Source organism: Vibrio sp. 99K-1 (assembly GCF_013114585.1).
In the GTDB taxonomy this organism is placed as follows: domain Bacteria; phylum Pseudomonadota; class Gammaproteobacteria; order Enterobacterales; family Vibrionaceae; genus Vibrio; species Vibrio chagasii_B.
Window position 1 is genome coordinate 19,070 of the sequence record NZ_VTXF01000013.1, and the last position, 17,253, is coordinate 36,322.

General features: G+C 44.3%; 15 protein-coding genes. 9 read left to right on the plus strand and 6 right to left on the minus strand.

The annotated features are described in order from the left end of the window. The first annotated feature begins 146 nt into the window (after positions 1 to 146). A complete protein-coding gene (norR, locus tag F0228_RS11770; RefSeq protein ID WP_061030835.1) occupies positions 147 to 1,739 on the plus strand; it encodes a nitric oxide reductase transcriptional regulator NorR in 1,593 nt (530 codons plus the stop codon). Positions 1,740 to 1,828: 89 nt separating this feature from the next. Next, positions 1,829 to 2,188, plus strand: coding sequence for a glutaredoxin (locus tag F0228_RS11775; protein ID WP_008219334.1), 360 nt, complete (start codon positions 1,829 to 1,831; stop codon positions 2,186 to 2,188). A gap of 106 nt (positions 2,189 to 2,294) precedes the next feature. On the opposite strand, the gene F0228_RS11780 is transcribed toward F0228_RS11775, so the two are convergent. Then, positions 2,295 to 2,927 carry an OmpA family protein gene (locus F0228_RS11780; protein WP_008219336.1) on the minus strand — a complete coding sequence of 211 codons (633 nt, stop codon included), beginning with the start codon at positions 2,925 to 2,927 and terminating at the stop codon, positions 2,295 to 2,297. A gap of 258 nt (positions 2,928 to 3,185) precedes the next feature. Between F0228_RS11780 and F0228_RS11785 the strand changes: the two genes are divergently transcribed. From F0228_RS11785 to F0228_RS11810, 6 genes are all read left to right on the plus strand, one after another. Then, on the plus strand, positions 3,186 to 3,812 hold the full coding sequence (locus F0228_RS11785) for a thioredoxin domain-containing protein (RefSeq protein ID WP_061030833.1): 627 nt from the start codon (positions 3,186 to 3,188) through the stop codon (positions 3,810 to 3,812). A 56-nt stretch (positions 3,813 to 3,868) separates the two neighbouring features. Beyond that, positions 3,869 to 4,342: an FKBP-type peptidyl-prolyl cis-trans isomerase gene (locus F0228_RS11790; RefSeq protein ID WP_061030832.1), complete on the plus strand. Its 474-nt coding sequence runs from the start codon at positions 3,869 to 3,871 to the stop codon at positions 4,340 to 4,342. Positions 4,343 to 4,522: 180 nt separating this feature from the next. Beyond that, entirely contained in the window at positions 4,523 to 5,116 is a 594-nt protein-coding gene (locus F0228_RS11795; RefSeq protein ID WP_008219345.1) for a TetR/AcrR family transcriptional regulator, read from the plus strand. A 150-nt stretch (positions 5,117 to 5,266) separates the two neighbouring features. Continuing rightward, on the plus strand, positions 5,267 to 6,298 hold the full coding sequence (locus F0228_RS11800) for an NADP-dependent oxidoreductase (RefSeq protein ID WP_061030831.1): 1,032 nt from the start codon (positions 5,267 to 5,269) through the stop codon (positions 6,296 to 6,298). Positions 6,299 to 6,322: 24 nt separating this feature from the next. Further along, the gene (locus tag F0228_RS11805) at positions 6,323 to 6,943 is read left to right on the plus strand and encodes a glutathione S-transferase (RefSeq protein WP_171730739.1); all 621 of its coding nucleotides are present in this window, start codon (positions 6,323 to 6,325) and stop codon (positions 6,941 to 6,943) included. Positions 6,944 to 7,095: 152 nt separating this feature from the next. Beyond that, complete coding sequence (locus F0228_RS11810) at positions 7,096 to 8,778, plus strand: RluA family pseudouridine synthase (RefSeq protein WP_171730740.1); 1,683 nt, start codon at positions 7,096 to 7,098, stop codon at positions 8,776 to 8,778. Positions 8,779 to 8,913: 135 nt separating this feature from the next. Here the strand turns inward: F0228_RS11810 and F0228_RS11815 are convergent, their stop codons facing one another. The 3 genes from F0228_RS11815 to F0228_RS11825 form a co-directional block, all read right to left on the minus strand. Further along, positions 8,914 to 9,207: a YkgJ family cysteine cluster protein gene (locus F0228_RS11815; protein WP_080566553.1), complete on the minus strand. Its 294-nt coding sequence runs from the start codon at positions 9,205 to 9,207 to the stop codon at positions 8,914 to 8,916. Positions 9,208 to 9,371: 164 nt separating this feature from the next. Further along, positions 9,372 to 10,556, minus strand: a complete 1,185-nt coding sequence (locus F0228_RS11820; RefSeq protein ID WP_171730741.1) for a D-alanyl-D-alanine carboxypeptidase family protein — start codon at positions 10,554 to 10,556, stop codon at positions 9,372 to 9,374. Between the two features lie 181 nt (positions 10,557 to 10,737). Then, on the minus strand, positions 10,738 to 11,331 hold the full coding sequence (locus F0228_RS11825) for a DUF4136 domain-containing protein (protein ID WP_171730742.1): 594 nt from the start codon (positions 11,329 to 11,331) through the stop codon (positions 10,738 to 10,740). A gap of 268 nt (positions 11,332 to 11,599) precedes the next feature. Here F0228_RS11825 and F0228_RS11830 point away from each other — a divergent pair, with 268 nt between their 5' ends. Beyond that, the gene (locus tag F0228_RS11830) at positions 11,600 to 11,854 is read left to right on the plus strand and encodes a YgjV family protein (RefSeq protein WP_029627241.1); all 255 of its coding nucleotides are present in this window, start codon (positions 11,600 to 11,602) and stop codon (positions 11,852 to 11,854) included. A 117-nt stretch (positions 11,855 to 11,971) separates the two neighbouring features. On the opposite strand, the gene F0228_RS11835 is transcribed toward F0228_RS11830, so the two are convergent. Together F0228_RS11835 and F0228_RS11840 are read right to left on the minus strand one after the other, a co-directional pair. Next, positions 11,972 to 13,435 (minus strand): sensor domain-containing diguanylate cyclase, encoded by a 1,464-nt coding sequence (locus F0228_RS11835; RefSeq protein WP_171762255.1) that lies wholly within the window; start codon positions 13,433 to 13,435, stop codon positions 11,972 to 11,974. 304 nt (positions 13,436 to 13,739) lie between these two features. Beyond that, the gene (locus F0228_RS11840; RefSeq protein WP_171762256.1) at positions 13,740 to 16,907 is read right to left on the minus strand and encodes a glycosyl hydrolase family 18 protein; all 3,168 of its coding nucleotides are present in this window, start codon (positions 16,905 to 16,907) and stop codon (positions 13,740 to 13,742) included. Positions 16,908 to 17,253 lie beyond the last annotated feature (346 nt).

Consider the following 17,253-nt stretch of genomic DNA (forward strand, 5'->3'; position numbering starts at 1 on the left):
TTTAGCACAATCAGTGCCAACTTTTTCGAGCCCCGCCACCACTCGCTTTATTCTCAAAACCGCCTTTATAAAAATGTCAAAAAGACCTTTTTTTTAAGTCAATAAGACTCTATAGTGTATATAAACACACACAGTTAGAGTTTTTTATGCAAGATATCTCCGCATCTACCCTCATGGAAATGACCATTGGCCTCGCAAGTGGTGTGAACGATCAAGATCGTTTTAACCGCCTTATCGATGCCATTCGTAAAACCATCACGTGTGATTGTGTCGCGCTATTAAGCCTTCAAGGTGACACGTTAGTCCCCGTTGCAATGCAGGGGCTCAGTCGCGACACGTTCGGTCGTCGGTTCATCATTTCAGAGCACCCACGCTTTGCGGAGATATGTGCATCTCGCTCTCCTGTTCGTTTCGATTCTGACAGTTCACTGCCTGATCCTTTTGATGGTCTACTGATCGACCATGATGGCGACCTTCCGATGCACGCTTGTATGGGACTGCCTTTACTATTTGGCGATAAACTATTGGGCGTTCTGACGCTAGACAGCCTAAAACCAGACGTCTTCGCTAACATTCCAGCACGTAACCTTGAAGTATTAGCAGCCATTGCGGCGTCAAGCATGCAGATGGCATTGACCTTTTCTCAGCTTGAACATCAAGCAAAACAATCCAAACAGTTGTTAGAAGAGTTGAACGTTGAAGCTTGGGAACGCGACGGCGGTGAGTTGATCGGTAACAGTGACACCATGGTTGCACTTAAGAACGACATCGCTGTAGTAGCACCTTCAGAATTCAATATTCTGATTCACGGTGACACAGGTGTAGGTAAAGAACTGGTCGCTCGCACTCTGCACCATCAATCGCAACGTAAGCGTAATCCATTAGTTTACGTAAACTGTGCTGCGATTCCTGAAAACCTAGTTGAAAGTGAATTGTTTGGTCACGTACGTGGCGCATTTACAGGTGCAGACAAAAACCGTTTAGGTAAGTTTGCGTTAGCCGATGGCGGCACCCTATTCCTTGATGAAATTGGTGAACTGCCGTTAGCCGCGCAAAGTAAATTACTGCGTGCCCTGCAAAACAATGAAATTCAGCCTGTAGGTCAAGACAATATCCAAACCATAGATGTACGCGTATTGGCGGCCACTAATAGAGATTTAAAGCAAGAAGTGGAAGACGGTCGATTCAGAGCTGACTTGTACCACCGATTAAGTGTATACCCTATTGCGGTTCCTGCATTGAAAGATCGTGGTGACGACATCAGCTTGCTAGCGGGCTTCTTCCTGGAACAAGCGCGTCGTAAGTTGGGGATCAACCAAGTGAAATTCCGCTCTGACGTTCTTTCTTTCCTAAACCGTTATGGTTGGCCGGGTAACGTGCGTGAACTTGAGCACGTGATCAGTCGCTCAGCATTGAAAGCATTAGCGCGTAGCACCAATAAAAACCTGGTGACAATTACTAAAGAAGATTGTGGTCCACTCGACCAAGATCAGCCTATTGCGACGACCCAGGTGAAGAACACACCGTTATCGACACCAACGATCGACCTTTCTGCAGGGCTACGTGGCGCAACGGACGATTTTCAACGCAGTATCATCACTGAGGTGTTGGAAGATGCCAACTTTAACTGGGCACAAGCTGGGCGAGTTCTGAAAACAGACCGAGCAAACCTGACTCGACTGTCTAAGCGTTTAGGGTTAAATGTGGCTAAGTCTCACACGATTGAACGGACAAAATAGATATTAGCGGTTTGTTGCGAGCATCTGACAAAACTTGTGTATATAATGCTGCAAATTGTAACGCTAATTTTAAATATGTAGAGAGAGTTATGAAGTTTATCCGTTGGTTCTTAGGTCGTGTGATTTTGCTATTAAATTTTGTTTTTACCCCTCGTGGCGTGAAGCGTTCTCAAGAAGAACAAAGCCAAGTGAATGAGCAAGCAAAAACGCACACGTTATACCAATTCGAAGCGTGCCCATTTTGTGTAAAAGTGCGCCGCGCGATGAAACGTCAATCGGTTCAATTTGAACTTCGTGATGCTAAAAATAACGAACAGCACCGTGCAGAGCTTGAAGCGGGCGGCGGTCGTGTGAAAGTACCTTGCCTACGTATTGAAAAAGACGGAAAAACTGAGTGGATGTACGAGTCTTCAGACATCGTTGCTTACTTAGAAAAGCAGTTTGCATAAGCTGAAAAGCTAAGCGAAAGTCAGATACAAAAAATCCCTCAAATGTGAGGGATTTTTTATGTCTGTTATTTGCGTATTCTTCACTTGGGAACAAAAACGCTAAAGGTTATTTGGCGACGATAAGCATCAGTTCCACGCGGCGGTTACACGCCTTACCTTGCGGTGAAGCGTTGGTACATGCTGGAACATACTCACCAAAGCCGCGAGTGTAAATAGAACGACTCGATACATAGTTGCTCTCTAAGCGAGCTTTCACCTCTTTTGCACGCTGCTCTGACAAAGGATCATTAATACGATCTGTGCCTGTATTATCAGTATGACCTTCAATCACGATATCGATGTCTTGGCGCTGAGAAAGGTAACTACCAAGTGTGTCCAACCATTGGTTATAAGCCGGCTCTGGGAAGGCTGACCCTGTCTTAAAGTTCACGTGTTGCTCAAGCTTAACCATCACGTGGTTACCCGGCAGTACTTCAAAATCGATACGGTTTTGTCTTAAAAACACTTCTAGCGGATCATTCGTCGACACACCACGACCATAGTTAGTAGTTATGGTTTTTTGATGAGAATGGCTCTGCATTGAGTAACCGCGGTTGCTCGCTGTACCTGTAGTTTGAACCACACCCCACTCTGGGTGCATCAGGTCATAGTCGGTTTGCGGTGCCGTCTCTAACAGGTTATCACCTAGCATACCGGTTGGTAATGTTGTCTCACACCCAGCCAAAGCTATGCTTAACATTATCGCTAAATATCTCATTACTTCACCAACCACTCATGCAGATAAATCATTTACTAATGTCTATATCGGCATCGAGAAAAAAACTTTAGACAAAATGAGAACACATCTTAAAAAAGTGCTTTTGATCACAGTTAACCGTCAACTAGCCTGTCTTCGCTCGCTAGTTCGAACTGTTTGCATTTATTTACCTTATAATTGTTTTCCAATTCCGACTAAATAGTTAGAATCTCACGACTTCTTAACGCTAGAGTAAACATCATGTTTAAACCATTTACTAAATTCATCACTGCAATTGTTGCTGTACTTGTTATCGCCGGTTGTAGTGAAACAGACGAGCCACAAAAAGGTGTTCAATACGAAGCACTTCCTACCGCTCTAACAGAATTTAACTTGTCTCCGATCACTGAAATCTTCTCTCTAAACTGTGGTCACTGTCGTCAAATGGAAAGTGCAATTCCAGAGATTGAGTCGCTTACAGACCAAACCATTGGCAAGATGCACGTAACATTCAATGAAAGTGCTCAAATCAGCGCAATGATCTACTACACAGCAGTGATGCAGCTTAATGCAACGCCAGACCACGCTTTCATGGACGACTTATTCGGCGCTGTTCAAATGGGTGCAGACGCAACACCAGAGCAACGTCAACAAGCGCTAGAAACCGCTTTTACTTCTCGCGGTTTGGTTAGCCCGTACCAATTGAACAAAGAACAACAGGTAACGCTTTTTGACTATGTTAAAAAAGCAGAAGAAGTTTCAGTAAAAGGTCAGATCAACTCAGTACCAACGTTTATCGTTAACGGCAAATACCAAGTACTGACAGCTGGGCACCAAGACGTTGCTGGCATCGCAAAAACGATCAACTACCTTTTGACTCAACCATAAGCGCGGCTTTAGTCAGCTCATCAATAAACTAAGCAATAAATACAATAGGTTTTACTATGTCTAAATTTGTCATCCCGGTCATCGTCTTTCTTTTGGCGGGTTTCATGATTTACCGTACTTGGACAAATCATAAGTCTGGTGCAGAAAACTTCGAACAAGGTCAACAGTTCCTGCTAGAGAACGGAAAAAAAGAAGGTGTGATCACGACTGAAAGCGGTCTTCAATACCTAGTTCTTGAAGAAGGTTCAGGTACAGAGCACCCAACTAAAAACAGCAAAGTAACGGTTCACTACCACGGTACTCTGATTGACGGTACGGTTTTCGATAGCTCTGTAGAACGTGGCGAGCCAATCTCATTCGCTCTTAAGCAAGTAATCAAAGGCTGGCAAGAAGGTTTGACTTACATGGTAGAAGGCCAAAAGGTTCGCCTATTCATTCCAAGCACGCTAGGTTACGGCAAAGGTGGTACAGGTCCTATCCCACCATCAGCAACACTGATTTTTGACGTTGAGTTAATCTCTATCCAGTAATCTACTCGCTTGAAAGTGAGCATTACGTTAAGCCCCGACATGCAGAACATGCCGGGGCTTTTTATTCGTAAGTCATTACTTTAAATCGCCTTATCACTGGCGACCATCCAGTTGACACGTATAATCAAGTAAAAACACAGCCACTAGACGACTGGTCTAATTTAAATTATAGTATCGACCATGAACGAGAAAACAAATGACACGCGCCTGCATATTTTGAATGTTGGCTATCAATTAATAGTGAACAACGGCTTCAATGGCGTTGGCTTATCACAATTGCTTAAAGAAGCGGAAGTACCGAAAGGATCGTTTTACCACTACTTTAAATCGAAAGAGCAATTTGGTGAGGCGTTAATTCAGCACTATTTTGAAAACTACATCACTAAGATTGAATCCATTTTAGTGCACGGTGAAGGCAACCATTATCAACGAATTCTGGGTTACTTTTCACTATGGGCGAAAACTGAAGATGGCACCTGTAACGCACACAAGTGTTTAGTGGTTAAGCTCAGCGCTGAAGTTTCTGACCTTTCTGATCCTATGCGCCAGGCTCTGCTAAAAGGTGCTGAGAAAGTCACAATAACCATTCAACAATGTATTGTTGGCGGTATTGAAGATGGCTCTATCTCGGTAGAAAACAGTCAAGAAGCGGCCCAGAACCTATACTCAATGTGGCTAGGCGCTAGTTTATTAAGCAAGTTAAGCCAAAGTTCACATAGCTTAGAATCGGCATTACGCCTTACCGAACAAATTTTAAAAGGTGAAAGCCATTAACGCGCACTGCGTTTTATTGGCATTGACTTTTTTAGCTCAAAAGAAATCACCCGCCCTCTTATCAATTTGATGACGGCGGGATTTTTAGGAAATAAAACTAGACGACTGGTCTAATTCTAAATAAACACAATATAAAATTAAGGACATCCAATGACTCAACAAGACAATCGTCGCATCGTATTGGCTTCTCGCCCTGTCGGCGCACCAACTCAAGATAACTTCCGCTTAGAAACCGTTGCCGCACCAAAAATCAATGATGGTGAAATGTTACTACGCTCGGTTTACCTATCTCTCGACCCTTACATGCGTGGCCGTATGAGTGATGCAAAATCTTACGCCGATCCAGTTGCTATTGATGAGGTGATGGTTGGTGCAACTGTGTGTCAGGTCGAAGCATCAAACAACAGCAATTATGAAGTTGGCGAATGGGTATTGGCTTACACAGGTTGGCAAGATTATGGCGTGTCGAACGGTGAAGGTCTTATCAAGCTAGGAAAAGCGCCGACTCATCCTTCTTACGCATTGGGCATCATGGGCATGCCAGGCTTTACCGCTTACATGGGTTTACTGGATATCGGCCAACCGAAAGAAGGCGACACGTTAGTGGTAGCGGCTGCAACTGGTCCAGTTGGCGCTACCGTAGGACAAATCGGTAAACTAAAAGGCTGTCGTGTCATTGGCGTGGCTGGCGGTCAAGAAAAGTGCCAGTACGCGAAAGAGGTTCTTGGTTTCGATGAATGTATCGACCACAAGGCAGATGACTTCGCAGAGCAATTGGCGAAAGCGTGTGAAAATGGCATCGACGTTTACTTTGAAAACGTTGGCGGCAAGGTATTCGATGCAGTAATGCCTCTACTTAATACAGGCGCTCGCATTCCTGTTTGTGGCCTTATCTCACAATACAATGCAACGTCACTCCCTGAAGGCCCAGATCGCATGTCTAGCCTTATGGGCACCCTTCTAGTTAAGCGCATTAAGATGCAAGGCTTCATCATCTTCGACGACTACGCGCACCGTTACAACGAGTTCGCAACTCAAATGACTGAATGGTTGTCTCAAGGAAAAATGCACTACCGCGAGCATCTAATTGAAGGCCTAGATGAAGCACCACAAGCATTCATGGGTCTGTTAGAAGGTCAGAACTTCGGCAAACTTGTTATCAAAACTAACGAACCAAAATAGCTCAAGGATAGAATAGACAGAACTATGATTACTTTACATCACCTTAATAAGTCGCGTTCTAAGCGCATCATCTGGCTACTGGAAGAGCTTGGTGTCGACTATCAAATCAAACCTTACCAACGAGACAGTGTCACGTTTTTAGCACCACCTGAACTGAAGTCTGTTCACCCTCTAGGCAAATCTCCAGTCATTGAAGATGATGGCGTGGTGATCAGCGAATCTGGCGCGATTACTGAGTATCTCATCGACAAGTTTGGCGGAGGTAAATTTGCACCAGCACGTGGCACAGCTGAATACGTTGAGTATTCTCAGTGGCTACACTTTGCCGAAAGTTCGGGGATTTTACCAATGCTGCTTAAGATCTTCGTGATGAAAGACGGCGCCGAAACAAACTTCCTTGGTGGTTACGCTGATGACGAAAATCAAAAGATCCTGACCTTCGTAAACCAATCTCTTGAAGGCAAAACCTATCTTGTAGGCGAAACACTCACTGGTGCCGATTTTATGATGTCATTCATCGTAGAAATCGTCGGTAACTTTGGTGCAACTGCGCTTTACCCTAACATTGCCAAATACGGTGAGCTCTTGGCGAGCCACCCTGCTTACCAAAAGGCAGAGCAACTCGAGTTAGAACACTCCAATTAATTGATTTTCAGTCTATTCAATGCCTCCATAGCGTGAAAATGACTGTCTAAATGAAGCCAAAGCCGATTTATCTTTCGCTTTGGCTTCTCATTTACCTTCATTTCGACAACAATATCGAGCTCTAAACTGAATACCCATAGAGTTTGATCTTCATGTCAGCAAACCTTGCTCAATACACACCACTGCACACGTTAAACCAAACAGCGAATCAAACCTTATCGCTGCCAGAGCGTTTTACATTCCCGTATTACTATACTCCGCATCCACTGTGTGAAATAGCGATGCAGCAGCTTCAACAGTCACTGCTTGACTGTGGTGTGAATGAAACATCACAAGGTAATCTCTATGCCGTTCTTCTGGTTCAACACCCTCAAACTCAAGAATTGGGCTACCTTTCTGCGTTCTCAGGTTTGCAGCTAGATTCGTCTTTGGAGCCTCTGGTGTCGAGTACCGCCTTTGTTCCTTCTGCTTTTGATAAGCAGAGGTTTCAGGCCCTAAACACGCAAGGCTTAATCCTACAAGCGACATTAGCTAACGACATTACGAACCTAGAGCAAACTCATAACCTAAATGAACTGACTTCAACGCTAAGCGGGCTTAAAAACGACGCAAACAAAGCAATAGAAGCCTTTCAGCTCACCATGGCCGCCAACAAAGCACAGCGTAATGAGCTTAGAGAGCAAGCAGCTCAAGAGAAAGATCTAGGAAACCCAGAATCTGCGGCCAACCTACTTAAGCAGTTAGGAAATCAAAGCAGCCAAGAGAAGCGCGACCTAAAAGCACTTCGGATCGAGTGGAAGCAGAAGATCGCTGAAAAACAATCACAAGTAGACGCTATCGAAAGCGAGCTTAAAAGCCGTAAGAACGACTACCAGGCCATTTCTGCAGAGTTAGAAACACAGCGCTTGTCTCACTATCGTTTTATCAACCAAACGGCAGAATCAAAGAGCCTAGTTGAATTGTTGGATGGTAAAGACGCGCTTGAAGGCTCTGGCGACTGCTGCCTGCCAAAGCTGCTTAATTTTGCCTTTGAATACGGCTTTAGACCGTTGGCTTTAGCTGAGTTTTGGTGGGGATTACCGCCAACAGATATCATTCGACAACACGGGAACCTCTACCCAGTTTGCCAGAGCAAAAGCTTTGAGATCCTTGAACACCAGCTAAACGGCATTGATCTAGAGGATAATCCGCTTATCGTAAACCCTGCGGTGGGTAAGTCGTTTGATATTGTTTATGAAGATGAAGAAATCGTGATCGTGAACAAGCCTGAAGAGTTCTTGTCTGTTCCTGGTAAGTTCATCGAAGACTCAGTGTATACGCGTATAAAAGCGCGCTACCCAGATGCTACAGGCCCTTTGATTATCCATAGATTGGATATGTCGACATCTGGCTTGTTGATCTTGGCGCTAACAGCCGAGTCCAACAAGCACATCCAAAAGCAGTTCATCGATAGAACGGTCGAAAAGCGTTACACCGCACTACTTGATGGCGAAATAACGGGTGAATCTGGTGACATCAGCCTTCCTTTGCGTGGCGATATCACCGACAGGCCAAGACAGCTGGTTTGTCATGAGCACGGACGTAACGCAGAAACGCACTGGCAAGCCGTCAGCACTAATAACGGCAAAACCAAGGTGCACTTGTATCCTAAAACAGGCCGTACCCACCAGCTACGCGTACACTGCGCTCACCCACAAGGACTTGGCGTACCGATTCGTGGTGATGACCTATATGGCTATAAGCGCGAACGGCTGCACCTTCATGCGGGCTACCTCAAACTGATTCACCCAACCACCGGGGAATGGATGGAATTTGAAGTGCCTTCTAAGTTCTAAATCGACTCGTTCTCACACAAAACTAAATCAGTAAAACGAATCAGGGCTCTATATCAAATCGAGATATAAAGCCCTGACTTTCAAGAAATCGTGTATTGATATTAATAATATGGATCAACCGGCTGCCAACACAACCTAACCCATCACCTCTTTACGCTGGTCGACACACTCAAACGAGCCCATTTCGAACTCACGGCAGATCCATGGTCGGTTTTCATAGATGGTACACATCAGTGTTTCCCTATCTACCGCTGAGCACCAACCATCATCAAGACGTTTCATGGTTTCACCGCCCCACTCATCGTAAGCAATATGCTCTTCTGGGACACCGGTATCTGTGATGATCATAACCTCTAAACGACAACAGCATGCCTGGCAATTGGCGCAAGTTACTTCAGGTTCGGTGATGTTCTTTATCTCTATGGTCATAAGTAACTACACTGCTAAATTTTGCGTATAGTAATCGAAACCATCAGCGACTGCTAATAAAGAACGTTATTCACCTCGCTTTGTCCCGTTCTAAAACAACAAAAGGCGCTGTGATCAAATCACAGCGCCCAGTCGTTTTACTTTTCTCTCTGGTGCCAGTTCGTTTAGAACAGACTTGAGAAGAACAATTTAATGTAGTCCATCAAACGTTTGAACAAGCCCCCCTGCTCAACCGATTCAAGTGCGATCAAAGGCTGAGTTTGAACATCTTCACCATCAACCGTGTAATGAACGACACCTAAAGTCTGACCTTCTGCAATCGGCGCTTTGAGTTCCGAGTTTAGTTCGATAGAAGCGGTTAGCTTTTTGCTGTCTGACTTAGGTAGCGTGATAAACGTGTCTTCTGCAACCCCAAGCTTCAATGTGTCTTGGTCACCAAACCATACTTTCTCTTCAGCCACTTGGTCCCCACCTTGGTGGACATTAAGCGTATCGAAGAATCGGAAACCGTAGCTTAAAAGCTGCTTGCTGTCTAACTCACGGCTTTTAACACTCGATGCGCCCATCACTACTGCAATAAGCCTCATTTCACCTTGTGTTGCCGAGCTCGCTAAGCTGTAGCCTGCACCAGAGGTGTAACCCGTTTTCATACCATCAACCGTCAAGCTTCTATCACGAAGCAAGCCATTACGGTTGTGTTGAGTGATGCCGTTGTAACTGAAAGAACGTTCGCTGTATAAGCCATAGACATCTGGAAGATCTTTAATGATTGCTCGGCCAAGTAGCGCGATATCGTAAGGTGTTGAATACAAGTCTTCCGCATCTAAACCGTGTGCATTGGCGAAATGGGTATTTTCCAATTTCAGAGAAGTCGCCCAAGAGTTCATCAAATCAACAAAGGCATCTTGAGAACCCGCGACGTGTTCTGCGATTGCAACACTGGCATCATTACCCGATTGAATAATCAAACCGCGGTATAGATCCATCATCGCCACATCGGTATTTACTTCTATGAACATTTTTGAGGAGTCTGGGAAATTCTTCGCCCAAGCGTTTTCACTGATTCTTACTTTGTCATCTGCAGAAATGTTACCTCGCTTCATCTCTTGACCCGCCACATAGCTGGTCATCAGTTTGGTTAAACTTGCAGGGTTTAGCTTGGTATGTGCATTTTTTTCGACGAGCACATCACCAGAATTAAAGTCGATTAACACATAGCCTTTGGCGCCTAAACTAGGCGGAGCCGGTACGATAGAAGGTGCGGCGATAGCTGCTGTGCTAACCATCGCTGCGTTACTTACAATGAATATACTTAATAGAGGAAGAGAGTATTTTGAGAACAGTTTCATTGAATTAAACCTAAGTTAACGTTTTGACCAGTATAGACAAATGCCAGCAAAAGAAGCGCGAACTTTACGTAGCTTTACGCAAATGTACCTTTAGTTACAAATAAAAAAGTATATTCTGCGATTTGTCTATTTTTTCAACTGTTAATATTGACCAGGAAAATACTCTCTTGTTCAAACATTCTTAATTTATCTTTGGTATGCGTCTAAATAGCATCTCAACAAAGCCAGAAATGCGCTGTTTGCTCTCGCTTGCTTCTAGGTCAGGCTTAATCCCCGATTGAGCTAACGCTTGCCATTGGATCATCTGAGAATTTGGTAGCGAAAATACTATGTATAATGAACCTTTTTCAGTGAGTTTTCCTTTGCCATCATAGAAAGGAACGCCCGTAGAAAGCTGTACCGCCTCGAAAATTGAATTGTCATTCAGCTCTGACTCTTCTGCCAGTCCAAATCCAACTACCACATCGCCGATGCCACCCCCCGACTCCAAGCGATACCCTTTTTCCGTTAGCTGCGCTTCAATTGCGTCACGCACCATATCGGTAACCACAGTTTCATTGTACTTTTTAGAAAGGAATACCTGTTCCGATTGTGGGTGCCATGAATAAGTTGATACGCCATTTTTCATGAACTCAAAGTCGCCGCTGATCACGACACCATAATCATGGACGGGCGGCTGTTCTTGGGTAGTACATGCTGTCAGACCAATGCTCATCAAGGTCACAAGCACAGTGGTCTTTATGCTTTTTGTTGCACAAATGGATCGTTTTATCATGGTTAGAGCCTTTACCTATATACCAATAACTATCAATTTAACCACCAACATAAATGGTAATTATGTTAGTAGAAAGTGCATTAAACGTTTGCGTAATCGCTAACCTTCACTTCTACCTATTTTGGGGGTTTAATCACAAAAACGGAGTTGGTATAGTCTACCCCGTAAAACATAACCAGACCATTCGAGGCACGGAGCTTCCTCAATCATCTCATGAAGAGAAGAATTGGTACCGACAAAGTATCGGCAAATTTAAGAGGGTCAAACAATGGAATTCAATATGGTTGAGATTTTAGGTTACGCTGCGTCTATTATGGTCGCAATTTCATTAACAATGAAAGATATCGTTCGCCTGCGTGTCCTTAATTTTATTGGCTGTGCACTCTTCACAGCATACGGCGTTATGATTGACGCTTGGCCAGTGGTTGCAACCAACGGCTTCATCGCATGCGTAAACATCTACTTCCTTGCAAAAATGCAAAAGGAAAAAAAAACGGAAGCGATGAAAGAAGCAAAAGCTTAATTTAGCGACTAGCGATTTCAAACTATTCTGAAAAAGCCCAAATAGAGCGATCTATTTGGGCTTTTTTATTCGTGTTGTTCTAAATAGATGTTTTTAGACTCAATATGACGAGTGAACTCACAGGTAAGCAATTCGATATTCGTTCTCTTTATAGATTTGGGTATTGTTACGCCCACTCGCTTTGGCTTTGTATAACGCTTGATCGGCTTTTTCGATTGTCCCTTCTATCTGGAATAACACTTGAGCATAACAACAACCAGCGCTAACCGTCACAGGTGAAACGACTCCCTGAACTTGCTCAATCCTCTTCCTCAAAGTTTCTGACAGTTCGAACAACTGTCGCTCATCGCAATCAAAGGTCACCAAAATAAACTCTTCCCCACCATAACGCGCAATCAATCTGTCTTTGCTAGACAAATGCTTCAACGTATCTGCTACTGCACAGATTACCCTATCGCCCTCTGCATGCCCGTATTGGTCATTCACTCGCTTGAAATGGTCTATATCCAACAAAATGACACCAACACCTTGTAAGGGGTATGGCGAGTTATCAGATATTTTAAGCTTTACCTGCTCAATGAAACTTCGGCGGCTATAAAGACCAGTGAGATAATCGAGGCTCGCAACATCCAGTACCTTTAAGTGGCGATGGCGTAAGTAAAGTACCAAAACAACAATAATGCTGAGCAAACTAACAACCAGCGTCACCAAGCTCAACAGCAACAAACTATGGTTCTTGTTCAGCTCTTGTTCTAAAACCCCAGCTGAAATCACCCAATTCAAATATGGGTAGAACTTATAAAATACGTTTTTGCTCGTTGTTCCATTCGAATCAGAAATCGAGTAGCTAAAATGCCCTTCGGGTTCAGTGCCCACTTTATTGATAAGTAACTCTGAAGAGTCGTCAATTAAGGCCTTTAAATGCTCATGTTCAACGCTAGGTTGCAGCACTAGTTCACCTTGTAAATCGACGATATATACATAACCGCTATCGCCATAAGAGTACTTTCTTAGTTTGTCTTTTAATGCATCTAGATCAACCAAATACATCAACTCTTCTTTGTAGGTCGTCGCCACCAAAGTATTGCCACTTGGTAGTCTTATTGAATAAGCAACTTTGGCTCGTCGACTTATCTCGTGAGGGTTGGCGTGGAAGTATTCGATCATACCAGACTCAATATTGAGTTGTTTTTGTATATGGGTAAGATGTCCTCGCCTTTTTCCTTGCAAAAAAGGGTGATAGAGATGAACACCTTGCGGAGACGTCAAATAGATATAGCCTGACTGACCAATGTGCAACTCACTGGCTATCTCGCTTATCTGTTCAATTTCTTGATCTTCGGCCGCATGCCACACGTGAGACGCAACAGTGTCCGTAATACCTTTTAAATAGGTTTTTATCGCTTCGTTTACTGTGGTGTCGACGATGTCATAGCTCGCATTCACAATAGTACGAAAGAAGAACTGATTGGAATCCAATAGTGATTTTTGGGTTCGATTAAATTGAACTGCAGAAAGGAGCAGAGAAACAACGGCTAGCACAATTGAGAAGCTAAGAATGTATTTACGTCTGACTTTCAAGATTACCCCATCATCTCTAATTTTAGGTAACACTCATATTTTTCTAATAAGCAGACTGTTTTATATCATGATTGATGTTTTTACTGAACGAATGTCTATATTTTAGAGCCTTTCAATGTGCAATCTGTGACTTATAACAAAAACGCCGAACTGTTTTCAGTTCGGCGTTTGCATTGTCATCTAAAGTCACACTAAACGACTGATAAATATAATCAAAATCATTTACATCTACCATTCATCATCATTATGAAAATGTACTTTTAATGACTCCTATTATTGATATCAGCTATTAACTAATACGAGGTTACGAACACACTTTGGTCCAGCTACCATCACTTCCTGGTTCAGAACTTGTCCACCAGTTAGCTTGGTAAATGCTACCGTTGTGAACCACTTGGTCACCCGTGTTTGCATGGCTTGGGTTACCTGCCCAGTCTTTCTGAGGCAGATCTGGGTACACAGTTAAGCCTGCAGTATCACAAGTACCAGGGTTTGTACCACCGTCGCCAGGGTTACCGCCACCAGAACTGATATCACCTAAAGGTAAATCTGGTTGCTCAAAGCTGAATGCATAATCGACACCACCTACGTTAACGGCATAGTTTGCAGGGCCTGAAATTGGCAAGTAATACACCATATCCAGCTCATATACACCACCAGCAGGCAGTTCTTTCCATGCAGGTAATGTGAAGGCCACACGGTGCATAGTACCGTCTAATCCGCCGATGTTATCCGCACGAGTATGACCCGAAGCAATCACAGTCAAACCACCACCAGATTGATCTTTCGCGTTGTCTGGTGCAGATACTGGAATGTCGAACTGGAACTCAGTACCGCCAGGCAGTGCTTGCCCCGTATTATTGGTAAACGTGATCTTAGGATTAATTGGGTAGTTTTGGTCACCGACTTTGAAGCCACCAACCGATACTGCAATGTCTAGTGCTTCGGTAGGAATTGCACCAGTCGCGACTTTGTTTCCATATGGCGTTGCCGACTTAAACTTATCGTAGATAGCTTTAGTCATTGTGTTACCCATGTGGAACTCACCGTTACCGCTGTTACACGCTTGCTCTGTGGTATCAACCGTTGTTCGGTTGCCACTTGCATCAAGTACATAACAGTTGTAGTCGCCAGCCAGTTCCCAGAACATGATGCCGCCGATTTCTTTGTCGATAACGTAGTCCGCTTTCTCGTTGATAGACTCTTTATCTTCCGTAGAAAGGAACACGCCTTTTTCAGCATTCCATAGCCAAGGTGCAACCGCCACGCTGTCGTAGTTACGCGTGTAAGTGCCTCTTAGAACATCCGTTGGATCATTTACAGGATCTAGCTTGTAGGCGTCCGCATAAGAACCCCAAATACCTTTCTCTAGGTTCTTCGCATGCCACATTGGGTTCGAACCTGCGCCCATTTCGTTTCCTTTAGGGTCGGTATCATGCCACATGTTATCGATACCAATCGCACCGTGACCACAGTTATTCTTCTCACCTTCACCTGTACCAGCGGCACATTCGGATTGATTAGGCAGTGCAGCTCGGCCCCAAAGACCATTTTCACCACCTGTTACGCCCTGCCAACCACGCGTGTAATATGGAACACCGATGTTAATACGACCTGCTGGCATTGAACCGCGGAAGTAATGGTAAGCCCAATCCGTGTTCAGGTAACCGATACCACCATAAGCCGCTGTGTCGTATACATTCCACTGCGCTAGTTCTGAATCTTTACCTGTATCAAACAAGGCTGCGTTATGGCCAACGTGGTCGTTCCAAGCGCCGTGAAGGTCGTAAGACATGATGTTCACGTAATCAAGATATTGAGTGACATCGAATGTTTCCATACCGCGTAACAGGTAACCAGAAGAAGGTGCCGCGATAGTTAACATGTAGTGATTGCCATCTTCAGCAGACGCCACATCAAGCTTCTCACGCAATACTTTCATCAGCACTTGGTAGGAAGCCCATAGGTACTCACGACGCGGTTCCATGAAGTCTTTGTCGTATGGGTTACCCGCACCAGCCATAGACGTTGGGTACTCATAATCAATATCTAGGCCATCGAATTGATATTTACGTAACATTTCAACCGCTGAAGTCGCGAATGTTTCAATGCCTTGGTGGTTGATAGATCCATCAGCATTGGTCGTCATAGTATAGAAGCCACCATCAGCAACTCGGCTTCCGTCAGTCGCGAAGTGACCGCCCGTTTCAGCCCAACCACCAATTGAGATTAGCGTTTTAACACCATGTTTTTTCTTCGCGGTTGCCAGCGCACCAAAGTGACCTTTGAATCCTAATGCAGGGTCGACTTCTACACCCGGCCACTCTTTACCTACAGCAGCATTATTTGGATCATTTACGTCACCAACGTTCACTTTGCCATCTGAACCGATGCTTACAAACGCGTAGTTAATATGTGTGAGTTGTTCCCAAGGAATATCATTAACCAGGTAAGCCGCTTGAGGGTCGTCTCCTGCACGCCAGCTGGTGAAGTAGCCAATCACACGGCGAGGGTGATCCGCGCCCATTTTCTCACGGCCTTCATCATCATAAATCGTACAGTAAGGAACATCGACACCTTGCGTTTGATACAAGCCATCAGGACGACATGTACTCACCGTTGGAGCGCCATTCACCGTTAAAGAAGCTAACGCTGAATCCGTTGTTGCACCTTGATCGTCGGTCGCTTTGGCGTAAACAGACAAGGTACCTGCTTGAGTGGTTGTGTAGTCAAGCGTGTACGGGCTTGTAGCCGCTGTTCCGACTAGAGAACCTGCTACATAAAAATCGACCTTATCAACCGTACCATCACTGTCTGCAGCCGTTGCAGTGAGTGTTACCACGCTACCGACATCAACAGAAGCCGCTGAAAGTGAAACTGATACTGTTGGCGCTTCATTACCTGGTTGTAGTGAATCAACAGAAATGGATACTGCACTTGCGACACTTGCCGCGCCTTCATTATCTGTTGCAACAACAGAAACCTGATGGTTACCCGACGTTGCAGCCCAAGCCGCTTCAAATGGTGCCGCAGTAGCTACAGCAACTGAAGTTCCATCGACAAAGAACTCTACTGAAGCAACACTGCCATCAGTATCGAGTGCTGTTGCACTTAAGACGACATTATCGCCCTCAACGATTACATCTGACGCGGTAGGTGCTGTTAACGAAGCGGTTGGGGCTTCATTTGGCGTGCCACCGCCTCCACCACCACTACACACATCAATCTTTTTCCATTGTGCATAGTCACCCTCGAATTGGCTTGGGTTGTTATTTTGATTCCAGTAATTCGCTGAGTACGCGCTGCCGTCATGTGAAACCTGATCACCACCGGTGTACACCGTGGCGGAATCCCACGCTTCTAACGTTGAACAATCAACAGCCGCGTAGCTGTTGAACGCCATTAAGCATGACGCGGTGAGAGTACTGAGTGTAAAAACCTTCTTGGCCACTCTTCCTTGGTTTAGGTGCATGTTAGCTGTCCCTTAAGTTATTGTTTCAAGATGCTTAATTTAAGTGTCATATATCTCATCACTTAAATTTCTTCGCAAAACAACTGTAGGTAACAGTGCCAATTTAACACCTAAAATATTCGATATTTATAAAATGACTCGCAATAATTTGTTTATAGCATGCAATGAGTCGACACTTATTTTGCACGAACAACTAATATTAAATTTATTTCGGTACGCTAAAAAATATCGCCTAATTCGCATCCTTAATTACAAAACTCTATTCATATCTACTTTATTTATTCGTTCTGAAATTTCGTTTTAAAACTAACCAAAAGGGAGTGATTTCGCCGTAGAACTGATTTCT